The sequence below is a fragment of the Streptomyces sp. NPDC057002 genome (genome assembly GCF_042673825.1).
GTDB lineage: Bacteria > Actinomycetota > Actinomycetes > Streptomycetales > Streptomycetaceae > Streptomyces.
In genome coordinates this window covers 223869-240352 of the sequence record NZ_JBHURZ010000005.1, presented here as the reverse complement: position 1 = coordinate 240352, position 16484 = coordinate 223869, and the positions used below count along the sequence as shown (strand labels likewise).

At 71.9% G+C, this 16484-nt stretch carries 13 protein-coding genes and 1 pseudogene; 5 read left to right on the top strand and 9 right to left on the bottom strand.

Annotated elements, in window-relative coordinates:
* Nucleotides 1-59: 59 nt before the first annotated feature.
* From ACFT32_RS25280 to ACFT32_RS25265, 4 genes are all read right to left on the bottom strand, one after another.
* Nucleotides 60-323, bottom strand: coding sequence for an excalibur calcium-binding domain-containing protein (locus ACFT32_RS25280; protein WP_382493329.1), 264 nt, complete (start codon nt 321-323; stop codon nt 60-62).
* Between the two features lie 119 nt (nt 324-442).
* Complete coding sequence (locus ACFT32_RS25275) at nt 443-1600, bottom strand: alkaline phosphatase PhoX (protein ID WP_382493326.1); 1158 nt, start codon at nt 1598-1600, stop codon at nt 443-445.
* 198 nt (nt 1601-1798) lie between these two features.
* A complete protein-coding gene (locus ACFT32_RS25270) occupies nt 1799-3286 on the bottom strand; it encodes a sensor histidine kinase (RefSeq protein ID WP_382493323.1) in 1488 nt (495 codons plus the stop codon).
* Entirely contained in the window at nt 3283-4146 is an 864-nt protein-coding gene (locus tag ACFT32_RS25265) for a response regulator transcription factor (protein WP_382493320.1), read from the bottom strand. The genes ACFT32_RS25270 and ACFT32_RS25265 overlap by 4 nt, the downstream gene beginning before the upstream one ends.
* 217 nt (nt 4147-4363) lie before the next feature.
* Between ACFT32_RS25265 and ACFT32_RS25260 the strand changes: the two genes are divergently transcribed.
* Both ACFT32_RS25260 and ACFT32_RS25255 read left to right on the top strand, forming a co-directional pair.
* Nucleotides 4364-4969, top strand: coding sequence for a carbonic anhydrase (locus ACFT32_RS25260; protein WP_328338405.1), 606 nt, complete (start codon nt 4364-4366; stop codon nt 4967-4969).
* Between the two features lie 506 nt (nt 4970-5475).
* Entirely contained in the window at nt 5476-7398 is a 1923-nt protein-coding gene (locus tag ACFT32_RS25255; RefSeq protein ID WP_382493317.1) for a SulP family inorganic anion transporter, read from the top strand.
* A 79-nt stretch (nt 7399-7477) separates the two neighbouring features.
* Here the strand turns inward: ACFT32_RS25255 and ACFT32_RS25250 are convergent, their stop codons facing one another.
* Nucleotides 7478-7906 carry a peptidase inhibitor family I36 protein gene (locus tag ACFT32_RS25250; RefSeq protein WP_382493315.1) on the bottom strand — a complete coding sequence of 143 codons (429 nt, stop codon included), beginning with the start codon at nt 7904-7906 and terminating at the stop codon, nt 7478-7480.
* Between the two features lie 235 nt (nt 7907-8141).
* Between ACFT32_RS25250 and ACFT32_RS25245 the strand changes: the two genes are divergently transcribed.
* Nucleotides 8142-9329, top strand: coding sequence for a helix-turn-helix domain-containing protein (locus tag ACFT32_RS25245; protein ID WP_382493312.1), 1188 nt, complete (start codon nt 8142-8144; stop codon nt 9327-9329).
* Here ACFT32_RS25245 and ACFT32_RS25240 read toward each other — a convergent pair.
* The 4 genes from ACFT32_RS25240 to ACFT32_RS25225 form a co-directional block, all read right to left on the bottom strand.
* Complete coding sequence (locus ACFT32_RS25240; RefSeq protein WP_382493311.1) at nt 9304-10248, bottom strand: SMP-30/gluconolactonase/LRE family protein; 945 nt, start codon at nt 10246-10248, stop codon at nt 9304-9306. The two genes, ACFT32_RS25245 and ACFT32_RS25240, sit on opposite strands and share 26 nt — an antisense overlap.
* Nucleotides 10249-10362: 114 nt before the next feature.
* A complete protein-coding gene (nirD, locus tag ACFT32_RS25235) occupies nt 10363-10713 on the bottom strand; it encodes a nitrite reductase small subunit NirD (RefSeq protein ID WP_382493308.1) in 351 nt (116 codons plus the stop codon).
* Complete coding sequence (gene nirB / locus ACFT32_RS25230; protein WP_382493306.1) at nt 10710-13322, bottom strand: nitrite reductase large subunit NirB; 2613 nt, start codon at nt 13320-13322, stop codon at nt 10710-10712. The genes nirD and nirB overlap by 4 nt, the downstream gene beginning before the upstream one ends.
* Nucleotides 13322-14539 (bottom strand): NAD(P)/FAD-dependent oxidoreductase, encoded by a 1218-nt coding sequence (locus ACFT32_RS25225; RefSeq protein WP_382493303.1) that lies wholly within the window; start codon nt 14537-14539, stop codon nt 13322-13324. The genes nirB and ACFT32_RS25225 overlap by 1 nt, the downstream gene beginning before the upstream one ends.
* Before the next feature lie 161 nt (nt 14540-14700).
* On the opposite strand from ACFT32_RS25225, the pseudogene ACFT32_RS25220 reads away from it, so the two are divergent.
* Nucleotides 14701-15234, top strand: a pseudogene (locus ACFT32_RS25220) (TSUP family transporter); the annotation flags it as partial.
* 38 nt (nt 15235-15272) lie between these two features.
* Nucleotides 15273-16475, top strand: coding sequence for a serpin family protein (locus tag ACFT32_RS25215; RefSeq protein ID WP_382493301.1), 1203 nt, complete (start codon nt 15273-15275; stop codon nt 16473-16475).
* Nucleotides 16476-16484: the final 9 nt, after the last annotated feature.

The following is a 16484-nucleotide window of genomic DNA, read 5'->3' as shown; positions in this document are numbered from 1 at the left end:
CACGAGCTGCCCAACCGGAGGAACGGCCGGACGCACCGATGGTCACCGGCCCACCGGGGTCACGTGTCGCAGGCGACCCCGTCGTCGTCCCGGTCCAGGTGGGAGGCGTACCCGGGTTCACCACGACTGATGGGGGCGGCACCGGCGGCCCGGACGGCGCCGCAGTTGGCGTAGTAGACGTCCCCGCCACCGGAACCGCCGTCGCCCGACCCACCGTCGCCGGAGCCACCACCCGCCGCCGGCCGGGCGGTGACGGTGGTGGTGGCCCTGACGGTCTTGGTGGCGGTGACCGTGGGAGCGGGTTCCGGCTTCTTCGCCACCACGGGCGCCGATGCCCACCCCTATGAACAGGGCCAGGCCCGGGGCGGGCAGCACGTAGCGCTCTTGGGGTGTGGCATCCCCTTCACAAGTGGTGTGTGAGGGGGATGCCTGCCCAGATGTACTAGGCGCGGAACGGGCCCTTCACCTCGTAGGTGATGCCTCCCGAGGAGCTGCCGGTCGTGCCTCGTTGGCTGGAGAAGTAGAGGCGGGTGCCGTCCGGGGAGAAGGCCGGGCCTGTGATCTCGGAGCCCGACTGGCCGTCTATGCGGAGGAACGAGGCGACGATGTCGTCCGGGGTGATGACGCAGATCTCCATGTTGCCGCCGTCCTCGGCGACGAACAGGTCGCCGGAGGAGGTGCCGGTGATGTTGTCGACGCCGGTGAGGGGGGCCGTGCCGTTGACGAGGGAGTCGTCGTAGGCCAGTTCGTATGTGTTGTTGAGGAGGTTGAGCTGCCAGACGCGGTTGTCGCCCTTGGTCGTGAACCAGACCGTGTCGTTCGCGTAGTGGCAGCCCTCACCGCCGTTGAAGGACTTGGAGCCGGAGACCTGGGAGCGGGTGGCCGTGGGGGAGCCGTCCGGGTCGGGGACGTCCGTCCAGGTGAAGGAGCCGCTCGTAGCGCTGCCCGCGACCATCACCTGGAGTTTGCCGGACGACAGGTTGCCCCAGGTGGTCGGCACGAAGCGGTAGAAGCGGCCGTTGGTCTCGTCCTCGGTCAGATAGATCACCCTGCGCACCGGGTCGGCCGCCGCCGCCTCGTGCTTGAAGCGGCCCATCGCAGGACGCTGCACCGCCGCGTTCGTGCCCCACGGGTCGGTCTCGTAGACATAGCCGAGGGACACCTCCTCGCAGGACAGCCAGGTGTTCCAGGGCGTCTTGCCGCCCGCGCAGTTCTGCCGCGTGTTCGAGAGGATGCGGTACGCGCCGGTGGTCGCGCCCGTCGACGAGAACTTCACCGCGCTCGCGCCGCCCGAGGGGTTGATCTCGGAGTTGGAGACATAGATCCAGCCCGTGCCGTCGGCGTAACAGGCGCCGCCGTCCGGGGCGTTGTGCCAGGTGTACGACGTGCTCCCGACCCGCTGGCCGGAGCGGGCGATCACGCGGCTGGTGAAGCCGCTCGGGAGCCTGATGCCGTTGGCGTCCGGGGAACCCAGCGCCCCGTAGGGGCCGGAGCCGGGCTGGGCCGGGGCCGCGTAGGCGGCGCCGCGCCACAGGGTTCCGCCCAACGCGGCCGAAGTGCCGCCGATGACGGCCGCACGCAGGAGGCTACGACGTTCCACTCTCACTCCAAGAGGTGCCGTACCGCCCTGCCGACGGTCGACGGCAGGGTTGTGCGTGGGGGGAGGCGGAAAGGACGCTATGGGGACAGGGTTGACGGAGCATGGACAACTCGTGGCCGAGGGACGGCATGCTGTGTGCCGCCCGCGGCCCCGCCTCGTGATGCCGTCCGTGTGTCCGGCGGTGCCGTCCGTACGTTCTCACGCGGGCAGCGCCGGCGCCTCCCGTCTCGGCCTCCTGGACCGGTCGCCGCCCGGCCCGGGCCCCTCGACCGGCGGGCGCACGGACGGCAGCCGGATCACCACGTCCAGGCCGCCCGTCGCCGCCGCGTGCAGGGTCGCCTCGCCGCCGCTGGCGTGCGCGAGCCGTTGCACCAGGGCGAGGCCCAGCCCCGTGCCGCCCTTGGGGGCGCCCGGGGCGCGCCAGAAGCGGTCGAAGGCGCGGGCGCGCTGCTCCTCCGTCATGCCCGGGCCCTCGTCGGTGACATGAAGGTCGACCCAGCGCGGGCGGCTGTCCCGCAGGGCCCGGCGGGACGGGGCCTGCAGGCGCAGCTCGATGGTGACGGTGCTGCCGGCCGGGGACGCCCGCAGCGCGTTGGAGAGCAGATTGTCCATGATCTGCTCGACGGCTCCCGGCACCGCGAGCACCGGGCCCACGCTTCCCGCGAAGAGCACGAGGGAGACGTTCTCCCGTGCGAACAGGGGCTGCCAGGTGCGGTGCCGGTCAGCGCAGACCGCGCCCAGGTCGACCGTGGCCGGGATCGCCGCGTGCTCCTCCAGCCGGGCCATCGCCAGCAGGTGCTCGACCATCCGGGCGAGCCGGTCCGTCTCCGTGATGGCGGCGGTGAGGCTGCCCCGGGCCCGGGCGGCGATGTCCGGCTCCAGATTCTCCAGGCGCAGCCGCAGCGCCGCCAGCGGCGTCTTCAGCTGGTGCGAGGCCTCGCCGGCGAACGCCCGCTGGGAGGCGAGCAGATGGGCGAACCGGGCCGCGGTGTGATTGAACGCGGCGGCCAGGCTGCGGACTTCCGGCGGGCCCTTCGTGATCGTCACCGGGGTGAACCGGCCGCCGCCCTCGGCCAACTCGCGTGCGGCGTTCTCCAGTTGGCGGATGGGGCGGCCCGCCCACCGGGCGAAGGCGAAGCCGACCACGGTGACCGCCGTCAGCACGGCGAAGCCGCCCAGGGCGAGCAACAGCCACACGTGGTGCACGCGCTCGTGCACCATGCGCGTGGGCACCGTCAGCCACACCGCGCCCACCGGCCGCGCCTCCTGGCCGACCGGCGCCGCCACCGACAGGTACTCGACACCGCCGATGGTCGAGGTGCGCACATCCACCGTCGAGGTGCCCCGCAGCGCGGCCGCGATGCCCGGCCGAGCGGCCAGATTGCCGGACATCGCGGCGTCCCTCGGGTGCGAGGTGGCGAGCGACGCGCCGGAGGCGTCGACGATCACCACCTTCCCGCCGATGCGCTTCGCGCAGTGCGTCACCCGCGTGGGCAGGTCCCGCTCTGCCCGCCCCGCCGCCAGGGACAGCGCGGCGTAGGCGGAGACCGACTCGGCCTCGTCCTTCGCCGCGTTGACCACCCGCTCCCGCTCCCCGCGCGAGTAGACGAAGCCCAGCGGGATCTCCAGGCAGAGCAGCACCAGCGCGGCGAGGCTGAGGTAGCTGAGCAGCAGCCGACGGGTCACGGAGAGGCCACCCGTGCGGCGTTCGGCCCGGTGTGCACGGACAGCCGGAAACCGACGCCCCGCAGCGTCCGGATCCACGCCGGATGACCCAGCTTGCGGCGCAGCGCGGCCACATGGACGTCCAGCGTCTTGGTCGGGCCGTCGTAGTGCGGGTCCCAGACGCGGTCCAGGATCTGCTGGCGCGAGTAGACCGCGCCCGGGTCCTCGCTGAGGAGCGCCAGCAGGTCGAACTCCTTGGGGGTGAGCAGGACGGGGACCTCGCCGACCCAGACCTGGCGGGTACGGCGGTCCACCACCAGCGGGCCCGGGTCGTGCGGGGGATCGGGGGCGGGGTCGTACGAGGCCGCGGCGGGGGCTTCGTAGGACATGGCCGGGGCCGGTTCGTACGGGGGTGGCGGTGCGGGGGCGGGGTCGTAGGACGGCTGCGGTTGTGGCTTCGGCTGCGCCTCGAGGGTGCCCGGTGTGCCCGGTGTGCCCGGCGCCTCGGGGAACGCCTGGTGGGCGCGTTGCGTGCGCCGGGTCACCGCCCGGACCCGGGCCACCAGCTCTCGTACGCTGAAAGGTTTCGCCAGGTAGTCGTCGGCGCCCAGTTCCAGGCCCAGCACGCGGTCGGCCTCCTCGCCGCGTGCGCTGAGGATGACGATGGGGACGTCCGAGACCTGCCGGATGCCCCGGCAGACGTCGATGCCGTCCATGTCGGGCAGTCCCAGGTCCAGCAGGACGACGTCGTTGTACGGGCCTCTCAGCCCGTCCGTGCCCGTGGCGACATGATCGACCGTCAGTCCGAAGTGGCCGAGCCCCTCGGTGAGCGGCTCGGCGATCGTCTCGTCGTCCTCGATGAGCAGCACTCGTATGCCCATACGTCCTGTCTCTCCGTGAGCCGGCATGAATCCGGGCAGCGCGAATTCGCATTCCCTGCCCTGGAGTTCACACGCTACAAGGTTACCGTTCGTATGTATATCCGGGACAAAGAATGTTCAATTCCTGGCCGGGCTCTGGAGTTCGCTTAACCTTCCTCTGTAGGTCGGCCGTCTACGGTGGGGTACATAGGAAGAAACCCCAGCTCAGGAGGCGGAGTTGAAGGCACTGCTCGATCGGGCCCGCACGTTCAGGACGCGCATCGATTTCGACAGCGGCGAATACCGGAAGCTGGCTGAAGGGCAATATCCGGAGGTGCTGTTCATCACCTGTTCGGATTCGCGGGTCATACCAGCACTGATCACGGGCGCGCGGCCCGGTGAGATATTCGAGCTGCGCAACGCGGGAAATATCGTGCCGCCCTACGGACGGCCCGGGGCCTCCGGCGAGGCGGCCACCATCGAGTACGCACTGGAGGTGCTCGGGGTTCAGGACATCGTGGTGTGCGGTCACTCACACTGCGGTGCGATGGGCGCGCTGAAGTCCGGCGACGACCTCTCCGCACTGCCCGGCGTCGACGCCTGGCTGCGCATCGCCCGCCCGGAGCTGACCTCCGTACTGGAGACCGCGCCGGACGACCCGTCACTGCCGGAGGTCTCCCAGGGCAACGTCGTCAACCAGCTGGCGGCGCTGCGGAGTTACCCGGTCGTGCGACAGCGTCTCGACTCGGGCCGGCTGCGGCTGCACGGCTGGTACTACGAGGTCGACACGGGGTTCGTGTACGAACGCGGCGACGACGGCACGTTCCAGGTGCATGCCGCATGAGCGGGGCACACGCGCGGGGACGGGGTGCTGCCGCACGGGGTGCTGCCGCACGGGGTGGCCCGGGGGCCGGCCCGGGGGGAGGCATGGCGGACCCGGGAGCGGCCGGTGCCGAGGGGGGCGTCTCTGACTGGGGGGCGAGTGGTCCGGCGATGGGGGGCGGCGCGGACTGGGGGGCGAGTGGTCCGGGGCAGGACACGGGGAGCTGGCGGTCGGCCGGGTCTGCGGAGAGTGTCTCGGACTGGGGATCGGGCGGTCCGGCGACGGGGGGTGCTGCGGGCTGGGGTTCGACCGGTCCCGTGGAGGACACGGGGAGTTGGGGGCCGGCCGGGTCTTCGGACGCCGTCGCGGACTGGGGGGCTGGTCGTTCGGAGGGCGGGGCTGACTGGGGGGCTGGTGGTCGCTCGGAGGGCGGGGCTGACTGGGGGGCGAGCGGTTCTGGGGGCTGGGGGCCGAGCAGTCCCGGGGAAGGCACGGGGAGTTGGGGGTCGGCCGGGTCTTCGGACGTCATGGCGGACTGGGGGCCGGGCGGTCGTTCCGAGGGTGGGGGCCGTCCGGGAGGTGGCTCTGCCCGAGGCCCGGTGGTGGGTGGGTCCCCCGGAGGCCCGGGAAGGGACGGCGGCCCCGCCGTAGGCCCGGCAAGGGGTGGCTCTGCCGGAGGTCCGGCAGGGCGTGCCGGTGACGGTGTGCTGGGCGGGCTCGTCGGCAAGGTGACAGGTGGCTCGAAGGGGACGGGGGGCAAGGGGGATCTCGTCACCGACATCACCGCCTCGCTCGTCGTCTTCCTCGTCGCGCTGCCGCTGTGCATCGGTGTCGCCGTCGCCTCGGGGGTTCCGGCCGAGCTCGGGATCATCTCCGGGGTGATCGGCGGCTTGGTCGTAGGCGCGGTCAAGGGCAGCACGCTCCAGGTCAGCGGACCGGCCGCCGGGCTCGCCGCGCTCGTGGCGGACACCGTCGCCGACGTCGGCGTGGCCATGCTCGGCGTGATCGTGCTGTTCTCCGGCATCCTGCAGATCGTCCTGGGACTGGTGAAACTGGGCCGGATGTTCCAGGCCACCTCGGTCGCCGTCGTCCAGGGCATGCTGGCCGGCATCGGTGTGCCGCTGATGTTCAGCCAGGCCTATCCGATGGCCGACGCCAAGGCCCCCGGCACCGCGCTCGAGAACATGGCCGGGATCCCCGGGCTGCTGGCCGGCATCCTGACCAACTCGCAGGCGATGATCGCCACCCTGCTCGGCATCGTCACGATCGTGCTCAGCTTCGTGTGGAAGAAGGTGCCCGGCCCGGCCGGGAAGATCCCGGCCGCGCTGGTCGCCGTAGGCATCGGCATGCTCGTCGCCGCGCTGCCCGGCGTGAACGTGAAGACGCTCCAGGTGGGCAACCTGCTCGCGTCCGTGAGCCTGCCGGGCGCGGAGCAGTTCGGCGCGCTCACCGACGGGGCGATCATCACCGCCATCCTCACCTTCACGGTCATCGCGTCCGCCGAGAGCCTGTTCACGGCCGCCGCCGTGGACCGGATGCACAGCGGCCCGCGCACCCGCTACAACACCGAGCTGGTCGCCCAGGGCGTCGGCAACACCGTCGCGGGCGTCCTCGGCGCACTCCCGATCACCGCGGTCGTGGCGCGCAGTTCGGCGAACGTCCAGGCCGGGGCCAAGACCCGGCTCTCCCGCACACTGCACGGCCTGTGGCTGCTCGCGTTCGCGCTGCTGCTGCCGCAGGTGCTCGCGCTGATCCCGATCTCCGTGCTCGCCGGTGTCCTCGTGCACAGCGGCTGGAAGCTGTTCGCGCCCGCCGAGTTCCCGAAGATGTGGCGGCAGGACCGGGGCGAGTTCGCGGTGATGACGCTGACCACGCTGGTCATCGTGGCGACCGCCCTGCTGGAGGGCGTGCTGTTCGGCGTCGCCGCGGGAATCGTGCTGGCCGCGCTGCGCATGTCGCAGACCGTGATCCGCCAGCACATGGAGGAGGACACGGCCAAGGTCGTCATGGCAGGCAACGCCACGTTCCTGCGCCTGCCGAAGGTGATCGAGGCGCTGGAGGCGGCCGCCGCGTCCGGAAAGCCGCGGATCCGGCTCGACCTGACCGGGGTGACCCACCTCGACCACGCCTGCCGCAACCAGGTCGAGGAGTTCACCGCCCAGCAGCGCGGCCTGGGGCTGCGGGTGGAGCTGCTGATGCCCGGGGAGGCCAAGCAGGCCGAGCCGGCCGGTTCCCGCACTGCCGCGTCCGCCGCGTCCGCCGCCTCCGCCGTGTCCGCCGGGGAAGCCCCGGCCACGGCGCCGCTGCCCAGGCGCCCGGTCGCCGCCATGGGCGAGGAGCCGGCCGAAGCGGGGGAGCCGTCGCCCTGGCCCACCGCCGACGCCGAGTGGTTCTACCTCGACACGCGGCCTCTGCCGGAGGAGCAGTCCCGCTCGTCCCTCCTGGGATGAATCCCCACGCGGGACAAGCCGCGGTGGCGTGCACGCCGGATCAGGCGTGCACGCCACCGCGTGCGGATCACCGGGTGCGTCAGCCGCAGCTGCCGCTGATCCACCGGTGCGAGCGGACCTTGTACGTACCGGCCAGGTTGCCGCCGTGCTGCTGCCGGGTGCAGCCGACCCGGTCGCTGTAGTCGGCGCCCCGGTAGTAGGCGACACCGGTGGAGCTGCTGGTGCCGGCGTTCCACACCGACTTCACGTTGGTCGTGGCGGACCAGGAACACCGGACGGCGCCGCCCTGCCAGTCGGGGTCGGCCACGTCCCACGCGCACTTGCTGCCGGTGAAGTTGGCGCCGGTCCAGAAACAGATGTGCCCACTCGCGCAGTCCACCGCCGCGGGAGCGGCCGGGGCGGCCGAAGCGGAGGACGGCACGGCCAGCGTGGTGATCGCGGCGGCGCTGACGGCGAGGACCGCGAACAGCGGTGTGGTGCGGGAGTTCCTGCGGACGGAAAGGCGCATGAGCCTGGTCTCCTCGAGGGGTCGGAGGGCCGGTCGTTCGGACGGCCCGACGCTGGCAAGGCACGACCCGGCCGGGCAAGGACGGCGGGGGCGGCTGGGATGCCGGGACGGGCGGGACGCCGGTCAACTGGCGCGTTCCGGAACCGTTGGGACGGCCATGGGACGCCTTTGGTGGCACAGTGGCGGTCCGAGACGCCCGACCAGCGTCCGTGGGGGTATCCGAGGGGGGAACCCGATGTCCGTATGCCCGGAAACGGAACGGTTCGCCGCGCTGTTGCGTGCGCTGAAGAGCCGGTCCGGGATGAGTTACGAGGCACTCGCCAGGAAGTCCGGCCTCGCCGGTTCGACACTGCACCGCTACTGCCGCGGCACATCGGTGCCCCAGGACTACGGCAGCGTCCACCGGCTTGCCACCGTCTGCGGCGCGACCCCGGAGGAACTCCGCACCCTGCACCGCCTGTGGGCCCTGGCGGACGCGGCGAGAACCGCGGCGGCAGGTGCCGAGCAAGAGGAAGAGCTAGAGGAAGAGGAAGCGGAACAGGAAACAGGACAGGAAGCCAAAGAAGAAGAGGCGGAACAGGAAGCCGAGGGGGAGAGGGAGGGGGAATCGGCCCGTGACACCCCCGGGGAGCCCGGCCCCGAACCGGCTCGTGACACCGTCGGGGAGCCCAGCCCCGAACCGGCCCCCGCGCCCCGGCCCCCCGACCGCACACGCCGGCGCCGCCTCCGCACCTCCGTCGTCACCGCCGCGATCCTCGCGGCCCTCAGCGTCTCCGCCTGGGCGCTGTACGGCGCCCGGACGCCGTCCGGCGGCGGCGGTGGCGGGCGCGGCTCCGGCGACGACCGGCCGCTCTTCTCGGCCAACTGCCCACCCGTGATCGCCATGGGCGAGCACGACGAGTGCGTACGGGAGGTGCAGCGCCTGCTGCACGCCAAGGGCGCGGACATCGGCGTCGACGGCAGCTTCGGGCCGCAGACCCTGCGCCGCGTCACCGCCTTCCAGGTGCTGGCCGGGATCCAGCCCAACGGCGTCGTCGAGGAACCCACCAAGAAGGCGCTGTACGCCTCACGGGTCCGGATGACCGTGTGGTCGCAGGAGAAGGTGCGGCAGCGGGTCCGCGAGGTGTTCCCCGAGGTTCCGGACAAGGCGGTGGCCATCGCCGACTGCCAGTCCTTCCTGGACCCGCTGCACATCCTGCCCAACACCAACGGCACCCGGAACTGGGGCCTGTTCCAGATCTCCGACGCCCGGCTGCGCGAACTGGGCGGGACGCCCCGTCAGGCCCTGGACCCGGAGTGGAACATCCAGGCGGCCCGACGGCTGTGGAGCGAGGACCGCGACTTCGGCGACTGGCCGCACTGCGCACGGGCCGCCGGAGCCACCCCGGCCGCCTCCCTCACAGCGACACCGACACCGCGTTGAACGTCGTCTGAGGCGTCTGCGGGCTGGTGAAGCGGGCGTTGACGAGGTAGAGGCGGTCACCGAAGCGGGCGGCGGTGGTGGGCACGTCGAAGCGGGGGTCGGTGATCGTCCTGCGCAGGGTGGCCGTGGTGGCGTCCCGGTCGAGGTCCCAGACGGTGATCTTGTTCAGCCGGTTCTGGACGACGTACAGGGTGCGGCCGAGACGGACCAGGCCGTCGCCGTTGGTCACGTCGGTCGCGCCCGTCAGGGCGACCTCGGTGGCGTGACCGTTGCTGATGTCCACGGTGTACAACCGGCCCGCGTTGACAACGATCAGGCCGCGCCCGTCGGGGGTGGCGACCAGGCCGTTGGCACTGTTGGTCCCGGCCGGTGCCTGTACCCACTCGCCGGTGAGCGGGAGGGCGCGGACCTCGCCCTCGCGGCCGCGCGGGACGCCGTAGAGGACGGCGTCCCGGGAGTCGGTGAACCAGGCGCGGTCCCGGTGCAGGACAACGTCGTTGATGAAGGGCGCGGCGTTCCGGGTGAGCTGGTAGGTGGTCAGCAGCTCACCGCTGCGCGCGTCGACGACCTTCGCGGTCCCTCCGGCGCCGCCCGCCACATACAGCAGGCCGTCGCCGTCCAGCTTCAGGCCGATCGACGCGAGGCCGGTGGCGCCCCGGTGGAGGACGCCGCCCTCGCCGGTGCGCAGATCGGTGCGGTAGATCGAGCCGTCAGCACGGGAACCCATGTACGCGTACGGCCTGCTGCCTATGGTGATCCCCTCGGGGAGCCACCCGTCGGGCAGCGGGAACTCGCTCGGCCAGGCCGGGGCCCCGAGCGAGGCCTGTGCCGAGACCGTGCCCGTACCGGCGACCGCGAGCGCGGCGACGGCCCCGCCGAGCACGGTCCGCCGGGACGGCTGGTAGTGGTTCCGAGTCATGATCGCGCCTCCGTGGGAGGGAAGGTGGGGGTGTGCCTCGATGAAACGCGAAGCACCCCGTGCACCGCTCCCGGTTGGCGAACTCGACAGGAACCCGACAGAAGCCCGGCGCCCCTACGCCGTGCGCACCTTGTACGCCGTCACCCGTACCTCCTCGTCGTCCAGGCACTGCCCGGACGCCAGGTCGAAGCGCTGCTTCAGCAGCGGCGAGGCGACGAACGGGCGGCCCTGGTGGGTGCCCGTCAGGCCGCGGGAGAGGACGGCCGCGCCGGTGAAGGGGTCGCGGTTGTCGATGGCGAACAGCTCGCCGGATCGGTCGCGGAAGATCGCGGCCTGGTGGCCGTCCGGCAGCAGGGCCGCCACCCCGCGGCCCGGGAGCAGCGTGCTCAGGTCGCAGACCGTGAACCAGTCGCCGTCCAGGGCGAGTTCGATCTTCAGCTCGGTGGTCTCGGGTGCCAGGGTCATCGCTGGGCGCTTCCTTCCAGAACGTCGGCGGGTCGCATACCGATGGACAGCAGCGGCAGGTCGGGCTTCATCTGGTCGCGCTCGGGCACGAAGGCGACGACCGGGTCGGGGGTGTCCGGCGCGTTCACGAAGGACACGAACCGGGCCAGCTTCTCGGGGTCGTTGATGGTCTCGGCCCACTCGTCGCGGTAGTGCGCGACATGCGCCCGCATCAGCTTCTCCAGCTCGTCGCAGATGCCGAGCGAGTCGTGGACGACGACGTCCCGTACATGGTCGAGGCCGCCCGGGATCCGCTCCAGCCAGGTCGAGGTGCGCTCCAGCCGGTCGGCCGTACGGATGTAGAACATCAGGAACCGGTCGATCAGGCGGATCAGCTCGGCGTCCGAAAGGTCCTGGGCCAGGAGGTCCGCGTGGCGCGGGGTCGCGCCGCCGTTGCCGCCGACGTAGAGGTTCCAGCCGTTGGCCGTGGCGATCACGCCGAAGTCCTTCGACTGGGCCTCCGCGCACTCGCGCTGGCAGCCGGAGACCGCCGACTTGAGCTTGTGCGGCGACCTGAGACCCCGGTAGCGCAGCTCCAGGTCGATCGCCATGCGGACGGAGTCCTGGACGCCGTAGCGGCACCAGGTCTGGCCGACGCAGGACTTCACCGTGCGCAGCGACTTGCCGTAGGCGTGGCCTGACTCGAAGCCGGCGTCGACCAGCCGGGCCCAGATCACCGGGAGCTGCTCGACCCGGGCGCCGAACATGTCGATCCGCTGACCACCGGTGATCTTCGTGTAGAGGCCGAAGTCGCGGGCGATCTCGCCGATCACGATCAGCTTCTCCGGGGCGATCTCGCCGCCGGGGATACGCGGTACGACCGAGTAGGAGCCGTTCTTCTGCAGGTTGGCCAGGAAGTGGTCGTTGGTGTCCTGGAGCGAGGCCTGCTCGCCGTCCAGGACGTAGCCGCTCGCGCCGATCGCCGGGGCGAGGGAGGCGATGATCGAGCCGACGGCGGGCTTGCAGATCTCGCAGCCGTCACCGCCCCGGGCCTCCTCGCGGCCGTGCCGGTCCAGCAGGTCCTGGTAGGTGGTGATGCGCAGGGCGTGGACGATCTCGTAGAGCTCCTCGCGGGTCTGCCCGAAGCAGCCGCACAGGCCCTTGTCGACCTCGATGCCACTGGCCTCCAGCTCGGCGTTGACGAGCTGGCCGAGGACCTTGACGCAGGAGCCGCAGCCGGTGCCGGCCTTGGTGCACTTCTTCACCTCGGGCACGGTCGTGCACTGGTGGTCGGTGACCGCGCCGCGGATCGTGCCCTTGGAGACGTTGTGGCAGGAGCAGACGATCGCGTCGTCCGGCAGCGCGGACGGGCCCAGCTGCACGGACTCCCCGGCCCCTGCGGGCAGCACCAGCGACTCGGGGGAGACCGGCGGGACCGAGCCGGTGAAGGCCTTCAGCGTGCCGTACGCGTCCGCGTCGCCGACCAGGATGCCGCCGAGCAGCGTGCCGTCGCGGCCGATGACCAGCTTCTTGTACAGGCCCGAGCGGGAGTCGGAGTAGACGACGTCCAGGCAGTCCTCGGCGGTGCCGTGCGCGTCACCGAAGGACGCCACGTCCACGCCGAGCAGCTTCAGCTTGGTGGAGAGGTCGGCACCCGTGAAGGACGCCTCGTCGGCGGCGATCGTCGCGGCGGCCGTCTCGGCCTGCTCGTAACCGGGCGCCACCAGACCGTACACCCGGCCGTCGGAGGCCAGCGCGCACTCGCCGATCGCGAACACATGCGGGTCGTTCACCGTGCGGCACTGCTCGTCGACGGTGATGCCGCCGCGCTCGCCGACCGTCAGACCGCAGTCGCGGGCCAGCTGGTCGCGGGGGCGGACACCGGCGGAGAACACCACCAGGTCGGTGGCGAGTTCGGAGCCGTCGGACAGCTTCATGCCGGTCACGGCGCCGTCCTCGCCGACCACGACCTCCTGCGTGCCCACGCCGGTGTGGACGCTCAGGCCCATCTCCTCGATGGTGCGCAGCAGGGCCGCGCCGCCGCCCTCGTCGACCTGCACCGGCATCAGGCGCGGCGCGAACTCCACGATGTGGGAGGTCAGCCCGAGGCCCTTGAGCGCGCCGGCCGCCTCCAGCCCGAGCAGACCGCCGCCGACCACGGCACCCACCTGGGCGTTCTTCGCGTACTCCTCGATCGCGAGCAGGTCCTCGATCGTGCGGTAGACGAAACAGCCCTCGGCGTCCTTGCCCGGGACCGGCGGCACGAACGGGTAGGAGCCGGTGGCCAGGACCAGCACGTCGTAGTCGACGACGAGACCGGAGCGGGCCGTGACCCTGCGGGCCTCCCGGTCGACGGTCTCCGCCGGGTCACCGATGTGCAGCTCGATGCCGTGGTCCTTGATGAACTCCATGTCCGTCATGGACAGGTCCTCGGGCGTCCTGCCCGCGAAGTACGAGGTGAGCTGGACGCGGTCGTACGCCGGACGCGGCTCCTCGCAGAGCACGACCACGCGGTGCGTGGCGGTCAGGCCGCGCTCGGCGAGCGCTTCGAGGAAGCGCTGGCCGACCATGCCGTGGCCGACGAGCACGATCGTGGGGGTGGCCTCCGTGGCCTCCGGGGTGGCGGTCATCAGGAGCCTCCGTCGTTGGTGAGCAGGTGGAGCAGCGGGCCGCCGTCGGAGGGGAGCGGCTCTGCTCCCTCCCAGGCGCGGGCGAGCGCGCCGACGGTGCCGAGTTCGCCGACGAGAACCCCGCCGACCAGGCGGTCGTCGCGGACGACGACCTTGCGGTAGGTGCCGCGGGTGGCGTCGGCGAGCTGGACGACGTCGTCGCCCGGGAGTGCCTCGGTCTCGCCGAACGCGGCGAGGTCGAAGGGGCTGTCGTGCCCCGTGAGTGTGAGCCGGGTCAGCGAACGCGTGCCGGTGTAACGGGCGGTCGCGTCACCGGCCAGCAACTCGGCGAGCGCGTCGGCCTGTTCGAGCGCCGGGGTGGCGAGGCCGTAGAGCACACCGTCGTGCTGGGCGCAGTCGCCCACGGCGTGGATGTACGGGTCGGAGGTGCGCAGCTCGTCGTCGACGACCACGCCCTTGCGGACGTCGAGTCCGGCGGCGTGCGCGAGCCCCACACGCGGGTGTACACCGCAGGCGACGACCACCAGGTCGGCGTCGAGCGCGTACCCGTCGGCCATCTCCACCGAGCGGACGGCACCGCCGACGCAGCGCACGTCCCGTACGCGGCACTCGGTGTGCACCTCGACGCCCAGTTCGGTCAGATGCCGCTTGACGAGCTTCGAGGCGGCCGGGTCGAGCTGGCGCTCCATGAGCCGCTCGGACTGCTGGGCGAGCACGACCTGGGCGCCGCGCAGGGCGAGCGCGCGGGCCGCGGAGACCCCGAGGAGCCCGCCGCCGATGACGACCGCACGCGCTCCCGGCCGGACGGCCTTGGACAGTCCCAGGCAGTCGTCCATGGTCCGGAAGGCGTGCACACCCTCGGGCAGTTGGTGGTCCTCGGTGAACAGCCCGCGCAGCGGCGGCAGTACGGGGTTGGAGCCGGTGGCCAGCACCAGCCGGTCGTATGCGATCACCGAACCGTCCGCGCACGCGACGGTGCGCGCGTCACGGTCGATGCCGGTGACCCGGCCGCGGGTCAGCTCCGCGGGCGCCGGCAGGGCGATCACCTCGGGGCTGTACCGTCCGGCCAGCACCTCGGCGAGCAGCACCCGGTTGTAGGGCCGGTGCTCCTCCTCGCCGATCAGCAGCGCGGGCGTGCCGAGCTCACCGAGCCGCCGGGCGAGCCGTACGCCCGCGAGGCCGGTGCCGATCACCACCACACGCTCATTCGAGGTCATGTCCTTGAGCGTGCGGTGCCGGTGTTACCCGGCAGCATCACATCTGTTTCCCACGGGGAACGCTGCCCTCAGCGGGGGCGGGGGGCGGATGTGAGGGTTCCTGAACTGCGGCGAGGGCGGACTGTGAGGGGCGCGCACGGGCCTCGCATAGGGTCTCGATCATGCCCGACATATCGCTGACCATGATCGTCCTGCTGTGCCTGGCGGCCCTCGCCGCCGGATGGATCGACGCCGTGGTCGGCGGCGGCGGGCTGCTCCTGTTGCCGGTGCTGCTCCTGGGCCTGCCCTCGCACACGCCCGCCGCGCACGCGCTCGGCACCAACAAGGCGGTCGCCATCGTCGGCACGACGGGCGCGGCGGTGACATACGCCCGCAAGGCCCCCGTGGACGTGAAGACAGCGGTCCGCATCGGTCTCGCCGCCCTCGCCGGCTCCTCCGCCGGGGCCTTTTTCGCGGCCGGGATGAGCACCGACGTCCTCAAGCCGGTGATCATGGTGGTGCTGCTCGGGGTCGCGGCCTTCGTGATCCTGCGGCCAGCCTTCGGCACGGCCCCCGCGACCGGCCCGGCCACCCGCCGCCAGATCCTCGCGGCGATCGGCCTCGCGGGCCTCGGCATCGGCTTCTACGACGGCCTCATCGGCCCCGGCGCCGTGCTTCTGGGCCGGATGGCGGCGTCATCGAAACTGGCGTACGACTGGGCGCGGCATGGGTGCGCTGACGATGGGGGACAAGAATGGGAGTCACGGCGACGACGGTCCGCGCGGTGAACGGGTTGACCGCACGGTGGGCGGCTGCGTCGGACGACTGCACGGCATTCTCGGCGGCGGGCGTGTGGCCGTTGCTGGCCCACCTGGCCGACGGGGCCGAGGGCGCGGCGCGGGCTGAACTGGCGGAGGCTCTCGGCCTTCCCGCCGGGCAAGCGGCGCACGCCGCAAACGAGTTGCTCGCCACGATGGGCGCCATGCGGGGACTGGACAGAGCTCTGGGGCTGTGGAGGAAGCGCACGCTGGAGCTGAAGCAGGAGTGGGAGGCGAGCCTGCCGGCCGACGCCCACGGGGTACTCACCGGCGACCCTGCGGCCGACCATCGGGCGCTGGACGCCTGGACGGCGAAGCAGACCGGCGGGCTGATCGACCGTATGCCGGTCACTCTGACCGAGGACACGAAGATGGTGCTGACGAGCGCGCTGACCATGCGCACGCAGTGGCTGAGCCCCTTCCAAGAGGTGGAATTGGAGACGGCGCACGAGCCCTGGGCCACCAAGCCGCGGCTGGGCCTGTGGCGCTCCAGTGCGGTTCTGGACCGGGTCGGGGTGGCGGACACACCCGGCGGATACGTCACCGAGCTGAAGGTGCTGGGGAACAATGCCCTGGACGTGCACCTGCTGCTCGGCGAAGAGGGCATGAAGCCGGGGCAAGTGCTGAGAGCCGGGGTCGACATCCTCGCCCGCCGGTACGCGCTCGTGCCGGGGCCACGGCTACCGTACGGGAACGTGGGCCCCGGCCTGCGGGTGGAGAAGGTGCGCAGCACACGGCCCGAGCCGCCGTCGCTGGACGTGACGACCGTGGCGTACCACATGAACGCGAGCCACGATCTGCTGAAGCTGCACCGGTTGTTCGGGCTCACGTCGGCACTGGACACCTCGCGCGGGCACTTCCCCGGCATCAGCGACTACCCGCTCGCCATCGGGTCGGCCGAGCAGAACACCATGGCGAAGTTCGACGCGCTGGGTTTCGAGGCCGCCGCGGTGACGGCGTTCGACGCAGTAGCCGGGGGCCTACCCGACCTCCGCTATGTCACCACCAGGATCAGCGCCGCCTTCGACCGACCCTTCGGCTTCCTCGCCCTGCATCGCCACACGCGGCTCGTGCTGGCAGCGGGCTGGGTCACGGATCCGTTGCCGTTCCCCGAGTATGACTGGGAGGACGAGCGGTGACTTCGGCTG

Coding starts and splice junctions, on each gene's coding strand:
- ACFT32_RS25250 (WP_382493315.1), bottom strand. CDS start 7,906: ATGCGCCTTTCCGTCCGCAGGAACTCCCGCACCACACCGCTGTTCGCG.
- ACFT32_RS25265 (WP_382493320.1), bottom strand. CDS start 4,146: ATGGGCATACGAGTGCTGCTCATCGAGGACGACGAGACGATCGCCGAG.
- nirB (WP_382493306.1), bottom strand. CDS start 13,322: ATGACCGCCACCCCGGAGGCCACGGAGGCCACCCCCACGATCGTGCTC.
- nirD (WP_382493308.1), bottom strand. CDS start 10,713: ATGACCCTGGCACCCGAGACCACCGAGCTGAAGATCGAACTCGCCCTG.
- ACFT32_RS25240 (WP_382493311.1), bottom strand. CDS start 10,248: ATGACTCGGAACCACTACCAGCCGTCCCGGCGGACCGTGCTCGGCGGG.
- ACFT32_RS25245 (WP_382493312.1), top strand. CDS start 8,142: ATGTCCGTATGCCCGGAAACGGAACGGTTCGCCGCGCTGTTGCGTGCG.
- ACFT32_RS25255 (WP_382493317.1), top strand. CDS start 5,476: ATGGCGGACTGGGGGCCGGGCGGTCGTTCCGAGGGTGGGGGCCGTCCG.
- ACFT32_RS25225 (WP_382493303.1), bottom strand. CDS start 14,539: ATGACCTCGAATGAGCGTGTGGTGGTGATCGGCACCGGCCTCGCGGGC.
- ACFT32_RS25215 (WP_382493301.1), top strand. CDS start 15,273: ATGGGAGTCACGGCGACGACGGTCCGCGCGGTGAACGGGTTGACCGCA.